The sequence below is a fragment of the Brevundimonas sp. genome, assembly GCF_031412435.1.
GTDB lineage: Bacteria > Pseudomonadota > Alphaproteobacteria > Caulobacterales > Caulobacteraceae > Brevundimonas.
The window spans coordinates 1-18433 of the sequence record NZ_JANODA010000036.1; the positions used below are offsets into that span (position 1 = coordinate 1).

Annotated in this window: 14 protein-coding genes; 9 read left to right on the forward strand and 5 right to left on the reverse strand. The window is 67.7% G+C overall.

Going from position 1 to position 18433, the window contains the following annotated elements; all coding sequences use genetic code 11:
* Together RMO01_RS06475 and RMO01_RS06480 are read right to left on the reverse strand one after the other, a co-directional pair.
* Positions 1 to 1237 (reverse strand): CHASE3 domain-containing protein (locus tag RMO01_RS06475; protein ID WP_309628225.1); only part of this gene is annotated, 1237 nt, incomplete at its 3' end.
* Positions 1238 to 1281: 44 nt separating this feature from the next.
* Positions 1282 to 1995, reverse strand: a complete 714-nt coding sequence (locus RMO01_RS06480; RefSeq protein ID WP_309628226.1) for a TorF family putative porin — start codon at positions 1993 to 1995, stop codon at positions 1282 to 1284.
* Between the two features lie 260 nt (positions 1996 to 2255).
* Here RMO01_RS06480 and RMO01_RS06485 point away from each other — a divergent pair, with 260 nt between their 5' ends.
* Both RMO01_RS06485 and RMO01_RS06490 read left to right on the forward strand, forming a co-directional pair.
* The gene (locus RMO01_RS06485; RefSeq protein WP_309628227.1) at positions 2256 to 3716 is read left to right on the forward strand and encodes an ATP-binding protein; all 1461 of its coding nucleotides are present in this window, start codon (positions 2256 to 2258) and stop codon (positions 3714 to 3716) included.
* The gene (locus RMO01_RS06490; protein WP_309628228.1) at positions 3713 to 4324 is read left to right on the forward strand and encodes a response regulator; all 612 of its coding nucleotides are present in this window, start codon (positions 3713 to 3715) and stop codon (positions 4322 to 4324) included. The genes RMO01_RS06485 and RMO01_RS06490 overlap by 4 nt, the downstream gene beginning before the upstream one ends.
* Positions 4325 to 4327: 3 nt before the next feature.
* Here RMO01_RS06490 and RMO01_RS06495 read toward each other — a convergent pair whose 3' ends face one another.
* Both RMO01_RS06495 and RMO01_RS06500 read right to left on the reverse strand, forming a co-directional pair.
* Entirely contained in the window at positions 4328 to 6166 is a 1839-nt protein-coding gene (locus tag RMO01_RS06495; RefSeq protein ID WP_309628229.1) for a hypothetical protein, read from the reverse strand.
* A gap of 114 nt (positions 6167 to 6280) precedes the next feature.
* The gene (locus RMO01_RS06500) at positions 6281 to 7432 is read right to left on the reverse strand and encodes a glycoside hydrolase family 88 protein (protein WP_309628230.1); all 1152 of its coding nucleotides are present in this window, start codon (positions 7430 to 7432) and stop codon (positions 6281 to 6283) included.
* Between the two features lie 145 nt (positions 7433 to 7577).
* Between RMO01_RS06500 and RMO01_RS06505 the strand changes: the two genes are divergently transcribed.
* Both RMO01_RS06505 and RMO01_RS06510 read left to right on the forward strand, forming a co-directional pair.
* Positions 7578 to 10481 carry a TonB-dependent receptor gene (locus RMO01_RS06505; protein WP_309628231.1) on the forward strand — a complete coding sequence of 968 codons (2904 nt, stop codon included), beginning with the start codon at positions 7578 to 7580 and terminating at the stop codon, positions 10479 to 10481.
* A gap of 62 nt (positions 10482 to 10543) precedes the next feature.
* Entirely contained in the window at positions 10544 to 11815 is a 1272-nt protein-coding gene (locus RMO01_RS06510; RefSeq protein WP_309628232.1) for an alginate lyase family protein, read from the forward strand.
* Positions 11816 to 11819: 4 nt separating this feature from the next.
* Here the strand turns inward: RMO01_RS06510 and RMO01_RS06515 are convergent, their stop codons facing one another.
* The gene (locus RMO01_RS06515; RefSeq protein WP_309628233.1) at positions 11820 to 12581 is read right to left on the reverse strand and encodes a FadR/GntR family transcriptional regulator; all 762 of its coding nucleotides are present in this window, start codon (positions 12579 to 12581) and stop codon (positions 11820 to 11822) included.
* 107 nt (positions 12582 to 12688) lie between these two features.
* On the opposite strand from RMO01_RS06515, the gene manD reads away from it, so the two are divergent.
* From manD to rutD, 5 genes are all read left to right on the forward strand, one after another.
* Positions 12689 to 13924, forward strand: coding sequence for a D-mannonate dehydratase ManD (gene manD, locus RMO01_RS06520; protein WP_309628288.1), 1236 nt, complete (start codon positions 12689 to 12691; stop codon positions 13922 to 13924).
* Positions 13918 to 16332 carry a glycoside hydrolase family 3 N-terminal domain-containing protein gene (locus tag RMO01_RS06525; protein WP_309628234.1) on the forward strand — a complete coding sequence of 805 codons (2415 nt, stop codon included), beginning with the start codon at positions 13918 to 13920 and terminating at the stop codon, positions 16330 to 16332. Before manD ends, RMO01_RS06525 begins: the two co-directional genes overlap by 7 nt.
* A gap of 197 nt (positions 16333 to 16529) precedes the next feature.
* Complete coding sequence (gene rutB / locus RMO01_RS06530; RefSeq protein ID WP_309628235.1) at positions 16530 to 17234, forward strand: pyrimidine utilization protein B; 705 nt, start codon at positions 16530 to 16532, stop codon at positions 17232 to 17234.
* Positions 17235 to 17624 (forward strand): pyrimidine utilization protein C, encoded by a 390-nt coding sequence (gene rutC, locus RMO01_RS06535; protein ID WP_309628236.1) that lies wholly within the window; start codon positions 17235 to 17237, stop codon positions 17622 to 17624. It begins immediately after the preceding gene.
* On the forward strand, positions 17621 to 18421 hold the full coding sequence (rutD, locus tag RMO01_RS06540) for a pyrimidine utilization protein D (RefSeq protein WP_309628237.1): 801 nt from the start codon (positions 17621 to 17623) through the stop codon (positions 18419 to 18421). The genes rutC and rutD overlap by 4 nt, the downstream gene beginning before the upstream one ends.
* The last annotated feature ends 12 nt before the right edge of the window (positions 18422 to 18433 follow it).

Consider the following 18433-nt stretch of genomic DNA (forward strand, 5'->3'; position numbering starts at 1 on the left):
CGGCGGCGGCCTTGGCCCCCACGACGACAGTGCCGGCGCGCTCGGCGCCTTCAGCCGTGCGTTTGACCGTGGCGGTGATCTCGTCCAGCGCAGCCGCCGTCTCTTCCAGCGTGGCGGCCTGCTGTTCGGTCCGGCGCGACAGGTCGTCAGAGGCCTGGGCGATCTCGCCGGCGCCCGAGCGGATGGCCGAGACGTTGCCGGCCACCACCGACATGACGTCCTTCAGCTGGCGGATGGCCGCGTTGAAGTCGTCCTTCAGCTTCGCATAGTCCTCGGGGAAGGACTGGCTGATGCTGAACGTCAGGTCTCCTCGCGTCAGGTGATCAAGGCCTTCACCCAGTGCCGAGACGATTGCCTGCTGTTCGCGAGCGGCGGCGTCGGCGGCGCGCTGGTTGCGGGCGCGCTCCTCGTCCGACTGACCGCGCAGGGCGGCGCCCTCGGCTTCCAGACGGACCTTCTCGATCAGGCCGTCGCGCCAGGCGACGACGGCGCGAGCCATCTCGCCGAACTCGTCCTTGCGCACCACGCAGGGCACTTCGAAGCCCGTGTCGCCGCCCAGGAGGCGACGCATGTGGCCGATCATCAGATTGGTCGGCCCGACGATGCCGCGGGTCAGGATGAAGGCCGCACCGCATGAGATCAACAGGGCGGCGACGAGACCGACGATCAGGGCGATCAGCGCCGTCTGGGTGGCTTTGGTCTGGGCTTCTTTCGTGGCCTGAAGCGCAGCAAGGTTCTGGGTGTTCAGGGTGTCCAGAGCCTCCTCGACGACATTGGTGAAGTTATCCGCCACACCGTCCCGGCCGACCATGGCGACGGCCTGGGCGCGGGTCGCCGGGTTGGCGGCCAGCGCGACGCCGACAGTTATGACGTTATCGTACCAGGCGTCAGCGCCTTCCTCGATCACATCGGCCAAACGGTCGGCTTCAGCACCGCCGTCCCGGCGCAGAGCCTCGAGTCCTTCCTTGAAGTCGGCGCGGTGGGAATCCAGCCGCTCCAGATAGTACCGGTCACCGGAAATCAGGAAGCCGCGATAGCTGTTCTCCTGACGCGCCATCTTGAACTCAAGTTCCGCCGTGTCGCGCACGAGGGCGTTGGTGGTGCTTCGCGCCTCACCGGCCTTGGACAGGGCCTGAAGGTTCAAGAAGATCGTGGCGCCCATGGCGCCGATGGCCAGAAGGACGGCGGCGAAAGCGATAACGAGCTTTTTGCCGATCGGGAGGTTGGTAAAGAACACGGCGGATTTCCTTGACGTACCGGAGGTGGAGGTCGGCGGGATATTCAGAGGGCGAGGCTGAGCGAGGCGACCAGACGGCCCTCGTAAGGTTCACCGAGGTCATGGGCGTCGGTGTCGTACCAGCGGAGGTCCAGAGAGACCTGGTCGGTCAGCTTGCGCTTCACGCCTGCATTCCAGGCCACATACTCCGCCCCGCCATCGGCGGAACGATCTGCGAGAGCGACACTGGCCTTGGTCCTGGAGTCCAGCGCGGTCGAACCCTGCAGTTCGATCCACCAGGCTTCCCGGGTCGCGGCGAAGCCGTCAGGCGTATAGTTGACGCGCAGACGGGTGCTGACGCGACCGAAGGCGCGCGTCGCGTCCGCCTGGTATTCGAAATAGTTGCTGTCGACACCGGCGCGGGTGCCGGGCAGGTCGCGGTTCAGGATGGCGAGATCGAGCTTGACGTCGCCGACGCTCGGCCGCCAGCCGAGGGTCGTGATGGTCTCGGCGTCGGCGCCCGAGGAGATTTCCGCCGTCGAGGCGAAGACGCTCGCGTAGACTTGGCCGGTGCTGACTTCGACCGAACCATACGGCGCGATCTCGCCGTTGCTCTTGCCTGCGCCCTTGCCCATGTATTCGCTGGCGACGCCGACGGTCCAGTTGATGTCCTGGGCGGAGGCGGTGTCGGGGACGGCCATGGCGAACAGACCGCCGACAGTCACAGCGACCGTGGCGAAATCGGTCCGACGCAGGCGGCTCCGAACAAGAGAGAACATGAAGGCGGCTCCTTGGATGATGTTCCAAGGATGGCCAGCGGCAGCGTATTATTGATGAATTTTTGTCTAGGTAGGAATACTTACACCCCGGACGGCCGGCGATCCGGGCCGGACCTCGCCACCCACGCAGACGGGTTATTCATCTTCTGATGAAATTTAACTTCCTAGGTTGACGCTGATAACTGCGGATCGCCGCCTCGAATCGACACAGAAGAATCGGACAGGGCTCGACTTCGCCCCAGGTTGATTGAGGCGGCATCATGTCGCGAGAGAACGCATTCGCGTTCATCCAGACCAGGACGGCGCAGCTGCTTTGCGCGCCGTGGGCCGGCTATACCCTCGCGATCGTCGCCGTGCTGGCCTGCATCGGCATCGGGGCCGCTCTGGAAGGGTTCGGCGCCTTCTACTATCTGCCCATGGTGCCCGCCGTCATGGTCGTGGCCCTGCTGGCCGGGCGGCGCGAAACGGCCTTCGCCATCGTCCTGGCGATCGCGGCGAATGTGACCCTGGTCTCCCGGGAAAGCCTGACGGACACGATCGCCAACGCACTGTTGTTCGCGGCTGTAGCCTGGTTGATTTCCGAGGGATTCGGGCGGCTGCGCGCCTCCCTCCGCCATGCCCGCGAACTGTCACGGCGGCTCGCCCGGGGCGACCACATGCTCCAGACCATTCTGGTGTCCGTTCCGGTCGTAATGCTGGATCGGCGGGGCGTCATCCGTTCGCTGACGCCGTCCGCCTCGGCCTTGCTGGCCGCGCCGGGCGCGCTCGCGATCGGCGAACCGTTCAACCTGTTCGTCGAGGATTTCGATGTTGAGACTTTCGCCCCCCGCGGCACGGGCGCGGCGGCGTCAGGGTCGTGGGTCGCGCGCCGGGGCGACGGCCAGCGGCTGCATCTCAGTATCCAGCTGGGCATCAACGGGGATGAGGGCGATCCCGACTACGCCATTCTGACGCTGACCGACCTGACCGCGTCCCATACTGCAGACGCCCAGGCCCGGGAACTCCACGCCCAGTTGAACCGCGTCTGGCGCCTGAACTCACTGGGGGAGATGGCGGCCTCACTCTCGCATGAACTGAACCAGCCGCTCAGCGCGGCCGCCACCTATCTGCATGCCGCCCAGACCGACATGAAGCGCGCGGGACCGGTGGCGGATAGCGCGGGCCGGACCGTCGACATGGCCAAGGCCCAGTTGCTGCGCGCCGGCGAAATCATCCGGCGGATGCGCGAGCTTCTGGCTCATGAAACCCGAGGGCTGGATGTCGAGCGCACCGGCAAGATGATCGACGACCTTCAAGGCGTGCTCGAGATGATCGGACGCACGGGCGGTGCGACGATCGAATTCCTGATCGACGAGGAGGACGACAGGGTCTGGGCCGAGCGGATCCAGTTCCAGCAGGCCATGGTCAACCTGGTGCGCAACGCCGTCGAGGCCCTCGAAGGGCGGCCGAACCCCCGCGTCATCGTGTCCGGCCGGGCGATCTCGGCGGAATGTTATGAGGTGCGCGTCGAAGACAATGGCGCGGGCATTGCGACAGCCGATATGGAAACTATCTTCCGCCCCCTTATGAGCACAAAGTCCGGCGGCATGGGCCTGGGTCTTTCCGTGACCCGGACCATCATCGAGAGTCATGGTGGCGTACTGAAGGTCGAGGCCAGCCCGTTTGGCGGGGCCGCCTTCTCGTTCTGTCTGATGCGCGAGCGGGAACTGGTGGACGCATGAATACGATCGCGGTCCTGATCGCCGAGGATGACGACGCCGTACGCGACGCCCTGGTCATCCTTCTTCGCAGCGAGGGCATCCGCGCTCGCGCCTTCGCGACCGGCGCTGATCTCCTGGCCAACCTGCCGGAAGTGGAGTCAGCCTGCGTGATCACCGATGTGCGCATGCCCGACATGGACGGCGCCGAAGTCGTTCGCCGCCTCAGGGGACTTAAAGGCGAGGCCTGGCCGATCATCGTGATCACCGGCCACGCCGACGTGTCGATGGCCGTTCAGATGATGAAGTCCGGCGTCGTCGACTTCATCGAGAAGCCGTTCGATCCCTATCGCCTTCTGGAAGCGGTGCGCGGCTGTCTGGGCCATCTGTCGAAACAGGAGGGCGAGCGCCAAAGCCGGCAGGAGCTCGCCGACCGGATCGCCCAGTTGAGCCCACGCGAACACCAGGTGTTCCGGGCCCTGGTCGAAGGGCGCTCCAACAAGGAGATCGCCACTGAACTGGCCATCAGCCCGCGCACCGTCGAGATTTTCCGCGCCAAGGTCATGAGCAAGATGCAGGCGAACAGCCTGTCGGCCCTGGTCCGGATGGGACTGGCGTCTCCCGCCGAATAGGGTTCAGGGCGCGAAGCCGATACGCCACGACAGGCTGGCGCGGTCTTCGATCTCTGCCCGACAGCGGATCACGGTCCGGAACGCGCCGACCGGGCTGGCGTAGGTGGCGGCGTCGAAATCCCCGGTCGGAGCGCAGGTCATGCCGGTCGCCTCGAACGAGGCCACCTCGCCCTGGGCGAAGCGGATGACGGAGCCGTCGACCGTGGCGCCGCGCGAGAAGACGGGGAACTCCAGATCGACCACGGCGTCGCCGTCAAGGACGATGTCGTCGTGGCGGGTGACGGCGCCGGGTTCGAGGACGTAACGGGTCTCGATCTGTGCGCGCTTATCCGGTCGGGGCGCCTCCTCCCCCATCCGATCCAGTTCGTCCTGGCGGTACGAGACCGTCGTTCGGGCTCCGTCCTCATCGACGACGACATTCTTGAAGTACGACAGCGGCATCAGCGTCGATCCGTCCGCCAGAGTCAGCCGGGGCGCCAGCTGGGGGAAGGTTTCGTCCGCCGCGCCGGACAGCACGCCGGGCGAGAAGGGGATCGGGAAGTAGGGAGTGTTCATATGCTGGGTCGGACCGCCGTTGATCAGCGGCAGGCCGATGACCCGGTCGCCGTCGCGATAAGTCACCAGCACCCGGTCATGGTCGCCCCGCGCGAACCAGGTCGTTCTCGACCTCGGGCGGCGGTCCAGCCAGGCCTCGAACCCGGCGTCCGGGGTCGCGTCCGTCAGACCCAGCCGGTTCCAGATCGCGTTGGTGTAGATCAACTGGTGCGCCAGGCTGAGGTTCTCGCCCAGGATCCGGTGCTTGCCGCGATAGGCGTCGGTCTTGCGCCCGTGATCCCACAGGTTGACCGAACCGGTCCCGCTATCCTGCCAGAAATCGACATAGCGGACCGCGACCCGCGACGAGAAGGCATAGGCCATGGCCTGCTCCTCATCGGTCAGGACGTCGAGCGCGGCGGCGGCGGTCAGGACTTCGAGGAAGGCCGTCTCGCCATAGACGCCGATGCTGCGCCCGTATTCGAACCCCTCGCCGCGCAGGTTCAGGCGCGGCAGCATCAGGTCGACCGACTTGCGCAGCCAGGTGCGGACCTCCGGCGGCGGCTCGACGCCCGTCTCGATGAAGCGCTGGGCGATCTCGCCGATCAGCAGGACCGAATAGCGGTCGAACCGACCCTCGCCCGAGGTCTCGTCGGCGAAGCCGTATTCGCCGGAATAGTCGCGGAAATGCTGGAGCGTCTTCGCCAGCAGCGCCTCGGAGGCGGAGGCGTCCTCCCACCCCAGCAGGAAGCGCAGCCGGGCGATGCTGAACGCCACGCCGTAGTAGTTGTTGGGCAGGTTGATCAGGGTCAGTTCGGGCTCGCGCACGAAGGCGCGCCAGTCCAGCCGCTCGCGCAGCCGCCCCAGGATTTCGGGGCTGACCGCCTCGTCCAGCAGGCCTGCGCTCTCAAGCGCGTGCAGGGCCGAAATATAATAGTAGATGCCCCAGCTGTCGTTCGTGTCCTCCAGCGTCAGCTCGGACAGGCGGCGGAAGGCCGCCAGCCGCTCGGCGAAGGCGGGGTCGTCGCGCGATGTGGCGACCAGGACGTGCGACATGCCGCTGGCGATCTTGCCGGGCAGGAACCTGTCCTGGGCCTCGAACACCTCAACGCCGTCCAGCGTGAAGTCGCGGCCCTCGGCCGCCAAGGTTTCCAGCAGGGCCTCGATCTGCGGGCGGACCCGGCCCTGGACCGTCTGGTTCATTGGCGGCGGGGCGAGATAGATCGCGCCCCTTTCCTGGGCGGAGGCTGCGCCGGGAAGGGCCGAGGCGCCGAGGATGAGCGCGGCCAGGGCGGAAACACGACGCATTGGGAACTCGCGAATAAAAAAGGGGGACGGCCAGCGGCCGCCCCCCGAGAAGGCGTCTGCCTTAGGAGAGCAGAAGGTGACGGTATGTTGGCCTGACCAGCACGTCAACTGGCCTTACCAGTCCCCACGCAGGGCGACTTCGGATGCGGCCATCAGCAGGGCGCCGACGCCGTACAGCTGGGTGTCGGTCGCCGCGACCTGATCCGGCGCATAGCCGACCTGCTGCACCCAGCCGAGCCGGCCGTGGGGCTGGACCGCGCGGTCGAGGGCGGCCCAGCCGGTCCGGATCGCGGGGCCGTAGGTCGCCTTGTCCAGCACGCCGTTGTTCACGCCCCAGGCCATGCCGTAGACGAAGAAGGCCGTGCCGCTCGTCTCTGGCGGGCCGCCCGGATCGAGCAGGGAGACCGGCCAGTAGCCTTCGGCGCCCTGCAGGCCGCGGATGCGTTCGGACATCTCGCGGAACAGGTCCACATAGCGGGCGCGCGACGGGTCGTCGGCCGGCAGCACCTCGAGAATCTTGGCGAGGCCCGCGTAGGACCAGCCGTTGCCCCGGCTCCAGAACACCTTCTTGCCGGTCGGCCCGGTGCGGCCGATGAAGCGGCTGTCGCGATAGAAAAGGTGGTCGTCGGCATCGTAGAGGGCCGCGATGGTCGCCTGCAGTTCGCGGTCGGCATGGCGCCAGTAGGCTGGTTCGCCCGTCGCCCCGGACAGGGACGCCCAGACCGGCGGGGCCATGAAGACAGCGTCGCTCCAGCACCAGCGGACCTGGCAGGCACGCTCGCCACGCTCCTCGCCGAAGATCATCGACACGTCGCTGGGGGCCGCGAGCACGGCGTCGAAGCGGGCGCGGATCGGTTCGAGTCGCCGCACCCGCGCCTCGCCATCGACCTTCGACGCGGCCCAGACCCATGTGTGACCGATGGCGTCCGCGTCAGCGTGCCGCGGCCGATCTCCGAACGCCCAGCCCGCCGCTTCCCCGTGTGCGATCACCGCGTCGGCGTAGCGGACATCGCCTGTCAGGTCGGCGAGGTCGGTCAGGCCGGCCCAGAAGGTCGCCTGGATCCAGTCGATGGGATCCTCCGTGTGGTCCCGGAACGTCGAGACGTAGTCGAACGAGCCCATGTGCGCGAGCTGCCAGTCCGCGACGCGCCGCGCCTGCTGGACGACCGCCGTATCCGCTGGAGCCGGCGTAGCGTGAGCGCAGCCTGCGATGACCAGAAGCACCGTCGCCTGCGCGATGACGAGCGCCTGTTTCAATCCGAACATTTTCATCTCCCAAAGCCCCATCGCGGTTGATCCGTGAAATTTTGGCCAGACCAATCTTGCCACCGGTGTCATATCTGGTCTAGCCTCTTCGCAAGGTCATCCGGGAAACGGGTGCGCGACGAAACGTCCTAGAGGGGAAACCAACATGACCACACTATCGCTCCTCGCGGGCCGCGTCCTGCTTATGTCGTCCGTCGCCGCGATGGCGATGGCGACGACCGCCTTCGCCCAAAGCACGTCCGGGACTGAGTCCGACACGCCGCCCGCGCCGCAGGATCAGGAGTCCTCGGTCGACGAGATCGTCGTCACCGGCATCCGCGCGACGCAGCGCAACTCCATCGCCGTAAAGCGCGAGACTGCCACGATCGTCGACGCCATCGTCAACGACGAGATCGGCTCCCTGCCCGACAACTCCGTCGGCGACACGCTGGAGCGGATCACGGGCGTCACCGCCGACCGGTTCAAGGGCAACGCCAACGAACTTTCCGTCCGGGGCCTGGGCCCGACCCTCTCCTTCTCGACCTTCAACGGCCGCGAGGTCTCGACCGCCGGTCCCGACCGCTCGGTCGCCTTCCAGCAGTTCCCGTCCGAGCTCGTCAACGGCGTCCTGGTCTACAAGACCCAATCCGCCGAGTTTCTGGACGGCGGCATCGCCGGGGTCATCGATCTGCGCTCCATTCGCCCGCTGGAAGCCACGCCCCGCCTGCAGGCCGAATGGCGGTCGGTCTTCCTGCCCAAGGACGCGGCCATCGAGGGCCGGGACGGCCTGGGTTACCGCGCCAACATCTCGGTGACCGAGCGGTGGGAAGACACCGGGCTGGGGGATTTCGGCCTGAGCATCGGCTATCAACGCCAGGACCAGGCGGCGCCTGAAGATTATTACATCACGAACTCATCCTTCATCCCCTGCTCGACCGCCGCCAACAACCCCGGCCTGATCACCGGCACGGCCGCGCAGCAGACCGCGGCCGGAACCAGTTTCAACTGCGCCCTGCGCCCGAACCTGAGCACCGCCAACCAGGCCGGAACGACCGAGACCCCACTCTATTTCGCCACCACGAACCGGGCCTTCCAGCAGAAGTCGACCAGCGAGATCCGCGACGGTCTGATCGGAGCGTTCCAGTGGCGTCCCAATGACCGGCTCGATTTCGTCCTGGACGCCCAGTATTCGAACCGCGAGAGCCTCGAGAGCCGCAACATGCTGGCGATCACCGAGGCCGCGCGGGGCATCCGGCCGGACATCATCGGCGGTCAGGGCAATGGCTACAGCGACGGCGCGCTGATCCGCTATTCGGGCAACTCCAATATCGAGGTCCAGCTGGAGGACCGTCTTCGTGAGGAGGAATACATCGGAGGCGGCCTGGCGGCCCGCTGGACCGGCGATCGGCTGATCGTGAATGCGGACCTGTCCTACTCCCAGTCGCACCGTACCGAGCTGCAGAAGGCGACCAACATGCGGTCGGGTCGGCGGGTGGCCTACACGCTGGACGCCACCCGCGACGAAGTACCGAGCATCGAGTTCGTCGGCTTCGACATCAACGACCCCGCCAACTTCCTGGTCGCGACGCCGGCTTCGAACACCAACTACGCCCGCTATCGCCTGACCACGGACCGGGAAGATGCGATCGCGGCGGCGCGTGTCGACGCAACCTACGATCTGGGAGAAGGGCTCTTCGAGCGCATCGCGTTCGGCGCTCGCTATTCGGAACACACCCGCACCAACGACGCGAACAACAACAGCGATGTCGCCATCCCGATCGCGCGAGACGGTCTGACCGCCGCGCAGATCACGGCGCGCGCCAATGTCGATTGCCGCACCCCGTTCCAGAGCGACGACTTCATGGGCGGCGCCGACACCAACATCCGGTCCTGGGCTCTCTTCAATAATGACTGCCTGTTCCGCGCCTACACCGGCCGGGACAGCAATCCCCTGCTGGCGGATTCCCGTGGACCGGAAGACACCGACGTCACCGAATCGATCGCGGCCCTCTATGGCGTCGCCAGCTTCCGCACCGAATGGAACGGCATACCCGTCAGCGGCAATGCCGGTCTCCGTTACGTGTCCACCCAGGTCGATGCGCGCGGCTATCGCTCCCAGGTCCTGGTCGTCCCGTCCACGGGCGGGGCGGCGGCGACCTTGACGGTCGTGCCCGGGACCATCAGCGAAATCACCGGGGAGGGCGAGTACGACTACTGGCTGCCCAGCCTGAACGTGAACTTCGACCTGAGCGAAACGACCCGGCTGCGCTTCGGCGCCTCGCGTTCCATCGCCCGGGTCGGGATCGAGGAGTTCAACGTCGGCATCACCCCGATCGTCGATGCGGACGCCACAACCGTCCAGGGCGTGCTGGCCAACTCCCAGACCGGCAATCCCCAGCTGAAGCCGCTCGAGGCGACCAACCTGGATGCATCGCTGGAGTTCTACCTCAACGCCGACACCATCTTCGCGTTCGCGACCTACTACAAATGGATCAAGAACGCCGCCTTCGACGCGGTGCAGCCCTTCACCACCTCCATCATCGCGAACGGGCAGCTGGTTTCGTTCAATGCCGTGGCCCCCGCCAACGACGCCGAAACCCGGCATCTGTTCGGCCTGGAGGTGACCGGAAGCTATGTCTTCAGCCAGTTGCCGGCTCCGTTCGACGGCATCGGCGTCACCGGCGGCTACAACTATGCCGAAGCCGATTTCGAATTCCCCGATCCGTCGGCGGCGGCGCCCTATGTCGATCCGGCCAACCTGCGGGGCCTGTCGAGACACAACGCCAACGGCTCCATCTACTGGGAGGGCGACCGGCTGCAGCTGCGGGCCTCCTACCGGTACCGCTCCTCGTATTCCAAGCCGAACAGCGGAACCAACCGAAGCGTGGCCGCGGCGGGTTATCTCAATCTGTCGGCCCAGTACGACCTGACCGAAAACGTCCAGCTGAAGGTGCAGGCGCTGAACGTGCTCGACGAACGTGACGTAATGTACAAGCCGGGCGAAGACGCCATCACCGAGGTCAGCGAGAGCGGTCCGCAATACTATGCGGGCGTCCGCTTCCGCTTCTGATGCGTAGGCTCGTCGTGGCCCCGCGCCGCGACGAGCCGTCCCCTCCTGGACCCTTCATCATCATGCCCAGACATCTGCTCGCATCCGGCGTCCTCGCCCTCCTGACCGCTTCCATGCCGGCCGCTTCGGCCGCCGCAGACTCCGGGACGCCGGTCTGCGAGGGGTCGATGGGTTACGCCTCGGCCTTCGACGGCCGGCGCACCTTCCTGTGGCGACCCGACTGGCTGGAGACGGTCAAGGCGAGACTCGCGACCGACCCGACACTGCAGCCCGCGCGCGTCGCGATGCTGGCCCGCGCCGACGGCGCCCTGACGCGCGGCCCCTACACCGTCGTCGACAAGACGCAGATGCCCGCCAGCGGCGACAGGCACGACTATATGAGCATGGGCCCCTACTGGTGGCCGGACCCCGCCCGGCCGGACGGCCTGCCCTATGTCCGGCGCGACGGTCAGTTCAATCCGGAGCGCGCCACCAACGCCTTCGATCTGTCCGACCTGGAGGCCATGAGCCAGGACGTCCAGGCCCTGTCGCTGGCGTACTACTTCACCGGCGACGAACGCTACGGGGCCCAGGCCGCCGCCTTCATCAAGACCTGGTTCCTCGCGCCCGAGACCCGGATGAACCCCAACTTCAATCACGGCCAGGCCGTGCCCGGCCGCGTGTCCGGCCGCGCCGAAGGGGTGATTGACGCCACCCGTCTGGTCCGGGTGGTCGAGTCCCTGGGTCTGCTGGATGCGTCGCCGGCCCTGACCGACGCGGAGCGCGCGGCGCTACGGGACTGGTTCGCCGCCCTGGTCGAATGGATGGCGACCAGTCCGATCGGGCGCGAGGAGAAAGCCGCAACCAACAATCACGGCGTCTACTACGACATGCTGATCTCGGAGTTCGCCCTTTACGCCGGCATGGACGAGGTCGCGCAGACGGTGGCCGAACGCTTCAAGCAGGCGCGTATCGCTCCCCAGGTGGCGCCGGACGGCAGCCTGCCGCTAGAGCTGACCCGCACCCGCTCGCTGCACTATTCGACCTGGACCCTGACGGCCGCCTTCGACCTGGCCCAGCTCGGCAGTTGCGTCGGCGTCGACCTGTGGAACTGGCAGAGCGCCGACGGGCGATCCTTGCGAAGTGCGACGCGATTCATGGCCGGCTGGGCGGGGCGCGAGACCGAATGGCCCTGGCCCGAACTCGACAAGACCGAAACGACGGGCCTGTACGAGGTCTTCCAGCGCGGAGCCTGGGCGTGGAACGACGCCGATCTGGCTGCGGATGCGGCCCTCTATCGCGAGCGGAACGCCGAACTCGACCTGAACCTGAGACTGCCGCCCTATGCGCCCTGAGCGATCAGATCGCCGAGCGGCGGGCCAGTTCCTGGCGTCGCGCCTCGACGTCCGAACGGGTGCGCGCCAGGGCGTCCATCTCGGTCGCCGTCAGCAGGCCTTCGATCACCCGTCCCAGATGGCTGTGCATCGCCGCGCGCGCCGCCTTCGGGTCGCGCCGGGCCAGGGCGTCCAGTATCTCGCGGTGATCCTCGATCAGAGGGCGCACCCCGACCTGACGCGCCTTGGCCAGCATGGCGGCGCACAGGGGCGAGCGGTAGCGCAGGTCCCACAGGTTCTCGACGACCATCACGATGGCGGAGTTGCGGGTCGCCTGGGCGATCAGGGTGTGGAAACGCCGGTCCGCCTGCTCGCCGATCGGCGTGGCCAGGGTGTTCTCCCCGACCATCTGGGCCAGGACGACTTCCAGCTCGGCCAGTTCCTCGTCAGTGATGGCGCTGGCCGCCAGGGCGCAGGCCTCCCCTTCGAACAGACGCCGCGCCTCGGTCAGTTCGAAGGCGCCGATGTCCAGCTCAGGCGCCGGACCCGTGGCCTGAACCTCGGTCACATAGATGCCGGAGCCCGGACGCGCCTCGACCAGGCCCCGGATCTCCAGCGCGATCATGGCCTCGCGCACCGTCGGGCGGCTGACGCCGAACTCCTCGGCCAGGTCCCGTTCGGACGGCAGGCGCGCACCCACGGTATAGCGCCCGGATGCGATCCCGGCCGCAACCGAGCTAGCGACCTGTTGATAGAGTTTGCGGGTGTCTGCGGTCGATGTGGTCATGCCGCTTTCGTTGTAATGTCCTTGTCCGGGTCAGACCAGTGCGACCGGACTGATCCCTGTTCTTTGAGTGCCCGATGATCGACCGATCCCTCGCCGCCGTCCCCTCGATGCCGCAACGCCCCGCCCGCGCGACAGCGACGATCACCGATGCCCGCGTCATTATGACCTGCCCGGGCCGCAACTTCGTCACCCTGAAGATCACCACGGCCGACGGGACCTATGGGTTGGGCGACGCGACCCTGAACGGGCGCGAGATGGCCGTTGTCGCCTATCTGGAAGAGCACATCGTTCCCCTGCTGATCGGCAAGGACGCGCACCGGATCGAGGACATGTGGCAGTTCCTCTATCGCGGCGCCTACTGGCGCGGCGGGCCGGTCGGGATGACGGCCATCGCCGCCGTCGACGTCGCCCTGTGGGATATCAAGGCGAAGATCGCGGGCCTGCCGCTGTACCAGCTGCTGGGCGGCGCCTGTCGCGACGGGGTCACCGTCTATGGCCACGCCAACGGGTCCAGCATCGAGGAGACCGTGGCCGAGGCCCTTCGCTATCGCGACCTCGGCTATCGCGCGATCCGGCTGCAGTCGGGGGTGCCGGGCCTCAAGAGCACCTACGGGGTGTCGCGCGACAAGATGTTCTACGAGCCCGCCGACGCTGATCTCCCCACCGAGACCGTCTGGTCGACCGAGCGCTATATGAAGACGGTGCCGGAACTGTTCGCCGCCGCGCGCGAGGCGCTGGGCTGGGACGTCCACCTGCTGCACGACGTGCATCACCGGCTGACGCCGATCGAGGCGGGGCGGCTGGGCAAGGATCTGGAGCCCTTCCGTCCCTTCTGGCTGGAAGACGCGGTCCCGGCCGAGAACCAGGCCGCCTTCCGCACCATCCGCCAGCACACCACGACGCCTCTGGCCGTCGGGGAGATCTTCTCCTCCATCTGGGACTGCAAGACCCTGATCGAGGAGGGGCTGATCGACTTCGTGCGGGCGACCGTGGTCCACGCGGGCGGCATCACCCACCTGAGACGGATCGCGGCCTTCGCCGACCTGCACCACGTCCGGACCGGCTGCCACGGCGCAACCGACCTGTCGCCGGTGACCATGGCGGCGGCCCTGCATTTCGGAATATCGATCCCGAACTTCGGCCTGCAGGAATACATGCGCCACACGCCGGAGACCGACGCCGTCTTCCCGCACGAATACGGCTTCCAGGACGGCATGCTGCATCCGGGCGATGCGCCGGGCCTGGGTGTGGACATCGACGAGGCGCTGGCCGCCACCCACCCCTATCGCCGGGCCTATCTGCCGGTGAACCGCCTCGAAGACGGGACCATGTTCAATTGGTAGGCCGGCCTCTTCTCGCGACCAGCGTCGCCGCCCTCGCCCTCCTCGCCGCGCCCGCCGTGGCCCAGGATTCGGCGGCCCACTGGCCGACGTCGCAGAGCCCGGCCGCCCTGACCGGTCCCGCGACCGAGGCCCGCGTCCGTGACCTGCTCGCGTCGATGACCATCGAGGAGAAGGTCGGTCAGCTGATCCAGGCCGACATCGGTTCGATCAGGCCCGAGGACCTCGCCGCCTACCCCATCGGTTCGATCCTCGCGGGCGGCAGTTCCTCCCCGAACGGCGACGAGCGGTCGGGGCCCCAGGCCTGGCTCGACCTGTCGCGCGCCTTCCGGGTCGCAGCCGCCGAACGGCCGGGCGCGCGCGTGCCCCTGCTGTTCGGGGTCGACGCCGTCCACGGCCACGCCAACATCGTCGGGGCGACCATCTTCCCCCACAACATCGGCCTGGGCGCCGCCCGCGACCCGGCCCTGGTCGAGGCCATCGCCCGCGCCACGGCCGAGGAAGTCGCCGCGACCGGCGTCGACTGGACCTTCGCCCCGACCCTGGCCGTGCCGCGCGACGACCGCTGGGGCCGGACCTACGAAGGCTTCTCCGAAGAGCCTCGCATTCCCCGCGACTACGCCGCCGCCCTCGTCCATGGCTTGCAAGGCGGGCTGCGCGACGGCGCCGGGCTTGCCAGCAGCCGCGTCATGGGATCGGCCAAGCATTTTCTCGCCGACGGCGGCACGACCGACGGCCGCGACCGGGGCGATGCGGCCATATCCGAACAGGAGCTGATCGACGTCCATCTGTCCGGCTACCGCGAGGCCATCAACGCGGGCGTCCTGTCGGTCATGGTCTCCTTCTCCAGCTGGAACGGCGCCAAGCACACGGGTAACCGGTCGCTGCTGACCGAGGTCCTGCGGGGGCCGCTCGGGTTCGACGGCCTGCTGGTCGGCGACTGGGACGCCCATGCCGCCCTGCCCGGCTGCCGGTCCGACAGCTGCCCCGACGCGATCAACGCCGGGCTCGACATGTTCATGGCCCCCAGCGTCTGGAAAGCGCTCTACGACAACACCTTGGCCCAGGCGCGGTCGGGCGAGATTTCGGCGGCGCGGCTGGACGAGGCGGTCGCCCGCATCCTGCGCGTCAAGATCGCAGCGGGCGTGTTCGACCCGGCCGATCCGATCGAGGGCCGGTTCGAGGTCATCGGCTCGGCCGATCACCGGGCGCTGGCCCGTCAGGCCGTGCGCCAGTCCCTGGTCCTGTTGAAGAACGAGAGCGACGCCCTGCCCATCCGCCCCGGCGCGCGGGTGCTGGTCGTGGGCGAGGCCGCCGACGACATCGGTCGGGCGGCCGGCGGCTGGACCATCGGCTGGCAGGGCGTCGGCAACACCAACACCGATTTCCCCGGCGGGACCTCGATCTGGGCCGGCCTGCGCGACGCCGTCTCCGGGGCGGGCGGCGAGGCCACCCTGTCTCCCGACGGCGCCTGGGAGACCAGACCCGACGTCGCCATCGTCGTCTTCGGCGAGACGCCCTACGCCGAATACTACGGCGATCAGGACACGCTCGATTTCGCCCCGACCGGGCCGCTGGAGACCCTGCGTCGGCTGAAGGCGCAGGGCGTGCCGACCGTCGCCGTCTTCCTGTCCGGCCGTCCGTTGTGGACCAACCCCGAGATCAACGCCGCCGACGCCTTCGTCGCCGCCTGGCTGCCGGGCAGCGAGGGTGACGGCGTCGCCGACGTGCTGGTCGCCGGCGCCGACGGCGAACCCCGCCACGACTTCACCGGAACCCTGAGCTTCTCCTGGCCCCGCAGCGCCGCCCAGGCGCCCCAGAATGTCGGCGCGCCCGGCTACGACCCGCAGTTCGCCTTCGGCTACGGCCTGACCTATGCGCGACCCGCCGCGACGCCGACGCTCAGCGAGGACGAAGGCCTGCCCGACGACGCCACGCCCCTGCCCCGGTTCTTCGCTTCTGGCCGGTTCGTCGCGCCGTGGTCGGTGACCCTGCGCGACGCCTCGGGCAACCACCGCGTCGAAAGCCCGGGCGCAGCCGCCAGCCCCTCGGGCGGCGTCGCCATGGCGCCCATAGATGGCGCCGCCCAGGAGTCCGCCCGTCGCTTCCGCTTCACAGCCGACGGCTCCATGGCCGTCATCGGCGGTCCGCCGACCCCAAGCGACCCCGCACTGGCCGTGTCGATCCGTTACCGCGCCGACGCCCCGATCCGGGTCGCCGTCGGCCCGGGCGCCGTCGGCCTGCCCGCAGTTTCAGACTGGACCACGACCGCCGTTCCGCTGCGCTGCTTCCAGGGCGCCGAACCGGGGCGCCTGTCCCAGTTCCAGATCACCGCCCCGACCGGTTTGGAAGTGTCGATCGAAGACCTGCGACTGGTCACCTCGACCAGCGACGTCTGCCCGACGCCGTAGCCATGAGATAAGAATTTATTCTGATCTCACCTTGCGTCTTCCCCGCAGCGCCTCCATCTGCCGTCTGGGTCTTTGACAAGTCCGTTGCCTTCAACGCCACGAGCGGCGCGACTCTGTCGACTCTGTCGAGTCTATTTTTGGAGTCCCATGAAGCGTCCGGGGACTTGGCGGCGCGCCAGCATGTGTCATGGTCCCGCATGGCCACGACGATCACCCTGCCCTGCCGGCCCGAGCCCCTTGAGATCGACCCGACCAAGACCGCGGTCATCGTCATCGACATGCAGAACGCCTACGCCTCTCCTGGCGGCTATCTCGATCTCGCGGGCTTCGACATCTCCGGGGCGGCCAGGGTCATCGAGAACACCAAAGGCGTTCTTGAGGTCGCGCGGCGCGCCGGCGTCCAGGTCATCTATTTCCAGAATGGCTGGGACCCCGACTATGTCGAGGCGGGCGGGCCCGGCAGCCCCAACTTCCATAAGTCCAATGCGCTCAAGACCATGCGCGCCCGCCCCGAACTTGCGGGGACCCTGCTGGCGCGCGGCACCTGGGACTACGAACTGGTCGATGCGCTGAAGCCCCGGCCCGGCGACATCCAGCTGCACAAGACGCGCTATTCCGGCTTCTTCAACTCCCAGCTCGACAGCGTCCTGCGCTCGCGCGGCATCCGCAACCTGGTCTTCGTCGGCATCGCGACGAACGTCTGCGTGGAATCCACGCTCCGGGACGGTTTCTTCCTCGAATATTTCGGGATCGTGCTGGAGGACGCCACCCATCAGGCCGGGCCGGAGTTCGTCCAGCAGGCCGCGATCTACAATATCGAAACATTCTTCGGCTGGGTCTCAAGCGTCGCCGACTTCAAGGGCGTCGTCGGTCAGATCGCGCCAGATACACAGGAGGCCTGAATGCCCAAGACCGTCATCACCCCGCCCGGAACCCGGACGCCGATCGCCCCCTTCTCGCCCGGCGCCCTGGCCGACGGGGTGGTCTATGTCTCCGGCACCCTGGCCTTCGACAAGGACAACAACGTCGCCTGCGTCGGCGACGCCGAGGGCCAGACGCGCATCGTGCTGGAGACCATCAAGTCGGTGATCGAGACCGCCGGCGGGACCATGGACGACGTGACCATGAACCACATCTTCCTGTCGGACTGGTCGCACTACGCCGCGCTGAACAAGGTCTATGCGGAGTATTTCCCGGGCGACAAGCCGGCCCGGTTCTGCATCCAGTGCGGCCTCGTCCGCCCCGACTTCCTCGTCGAGATCGCCACCATCGCCCACATCGGCAAGCGGTGACGACAGGCGTCGCCGACGGCCTCTGGCACGAGGTCCACGAGGGGCCTGCGGGCGCGGCGACGGTCCTGCTGTCCGCCGGCCTCGGCGGTTCGGCCGCCTTCTGGTCGCCGCAGATGGAGGCTCTGACCGGACATTTCCGCGTCATCCTCTACGACCATCGCGGCACCGGCCGCAGCGACCGATCGCTCAAGCCCGACCACTCCGTCGCCGCGATGGCCGAAGACATGGTCGCGGTCCTAGACGCCACGGGCACGGCGAAGGCCCACATCGTCGGTCACGCGGCGGGCGGCAACGCCGGGCTGCAACTCGCCCTCGACCATCCGGAGCGGCTCGACCGGCTGGTCGTCGTCAACGGCTGGTCGCGGCCTGACCCGCATGTCGCTCGCTGCTTCACAGCCCGGACCCGGCTGCTCGAAGCCTTCGGCCCGATCGCCTATGTCGAGGCCCAGGCGCTGTTCCTGTTTCCGCCCGACTGGATCAGCCAGAACGACGCCCTGCTGAAGACGCAGGAGCGCCACCACATCCAGACCTTCCCGCGCATCGACGTCATGCTGGCCCGGATCGGCGCGCTACTTGCCTTCGACATCGACAACAAGCTCGGCGAAATTCCGCATCCGGTCCTGGTCGCGGCCTCGGCCGACGACATGCTGGTCCCACCCCTCTTGTCACGCCGTCTGGCCGAGGGTTTGCCGAACGCGACGCTCGATGTCGTTCCCTGGGGCGGTCACGCCTTTACGGCGACGGTTTCCGGTGCGTTCAATGTGCGTCTGGTCGCCTTTCTGAACGGCGACGGCTGAGGGGCGATCATC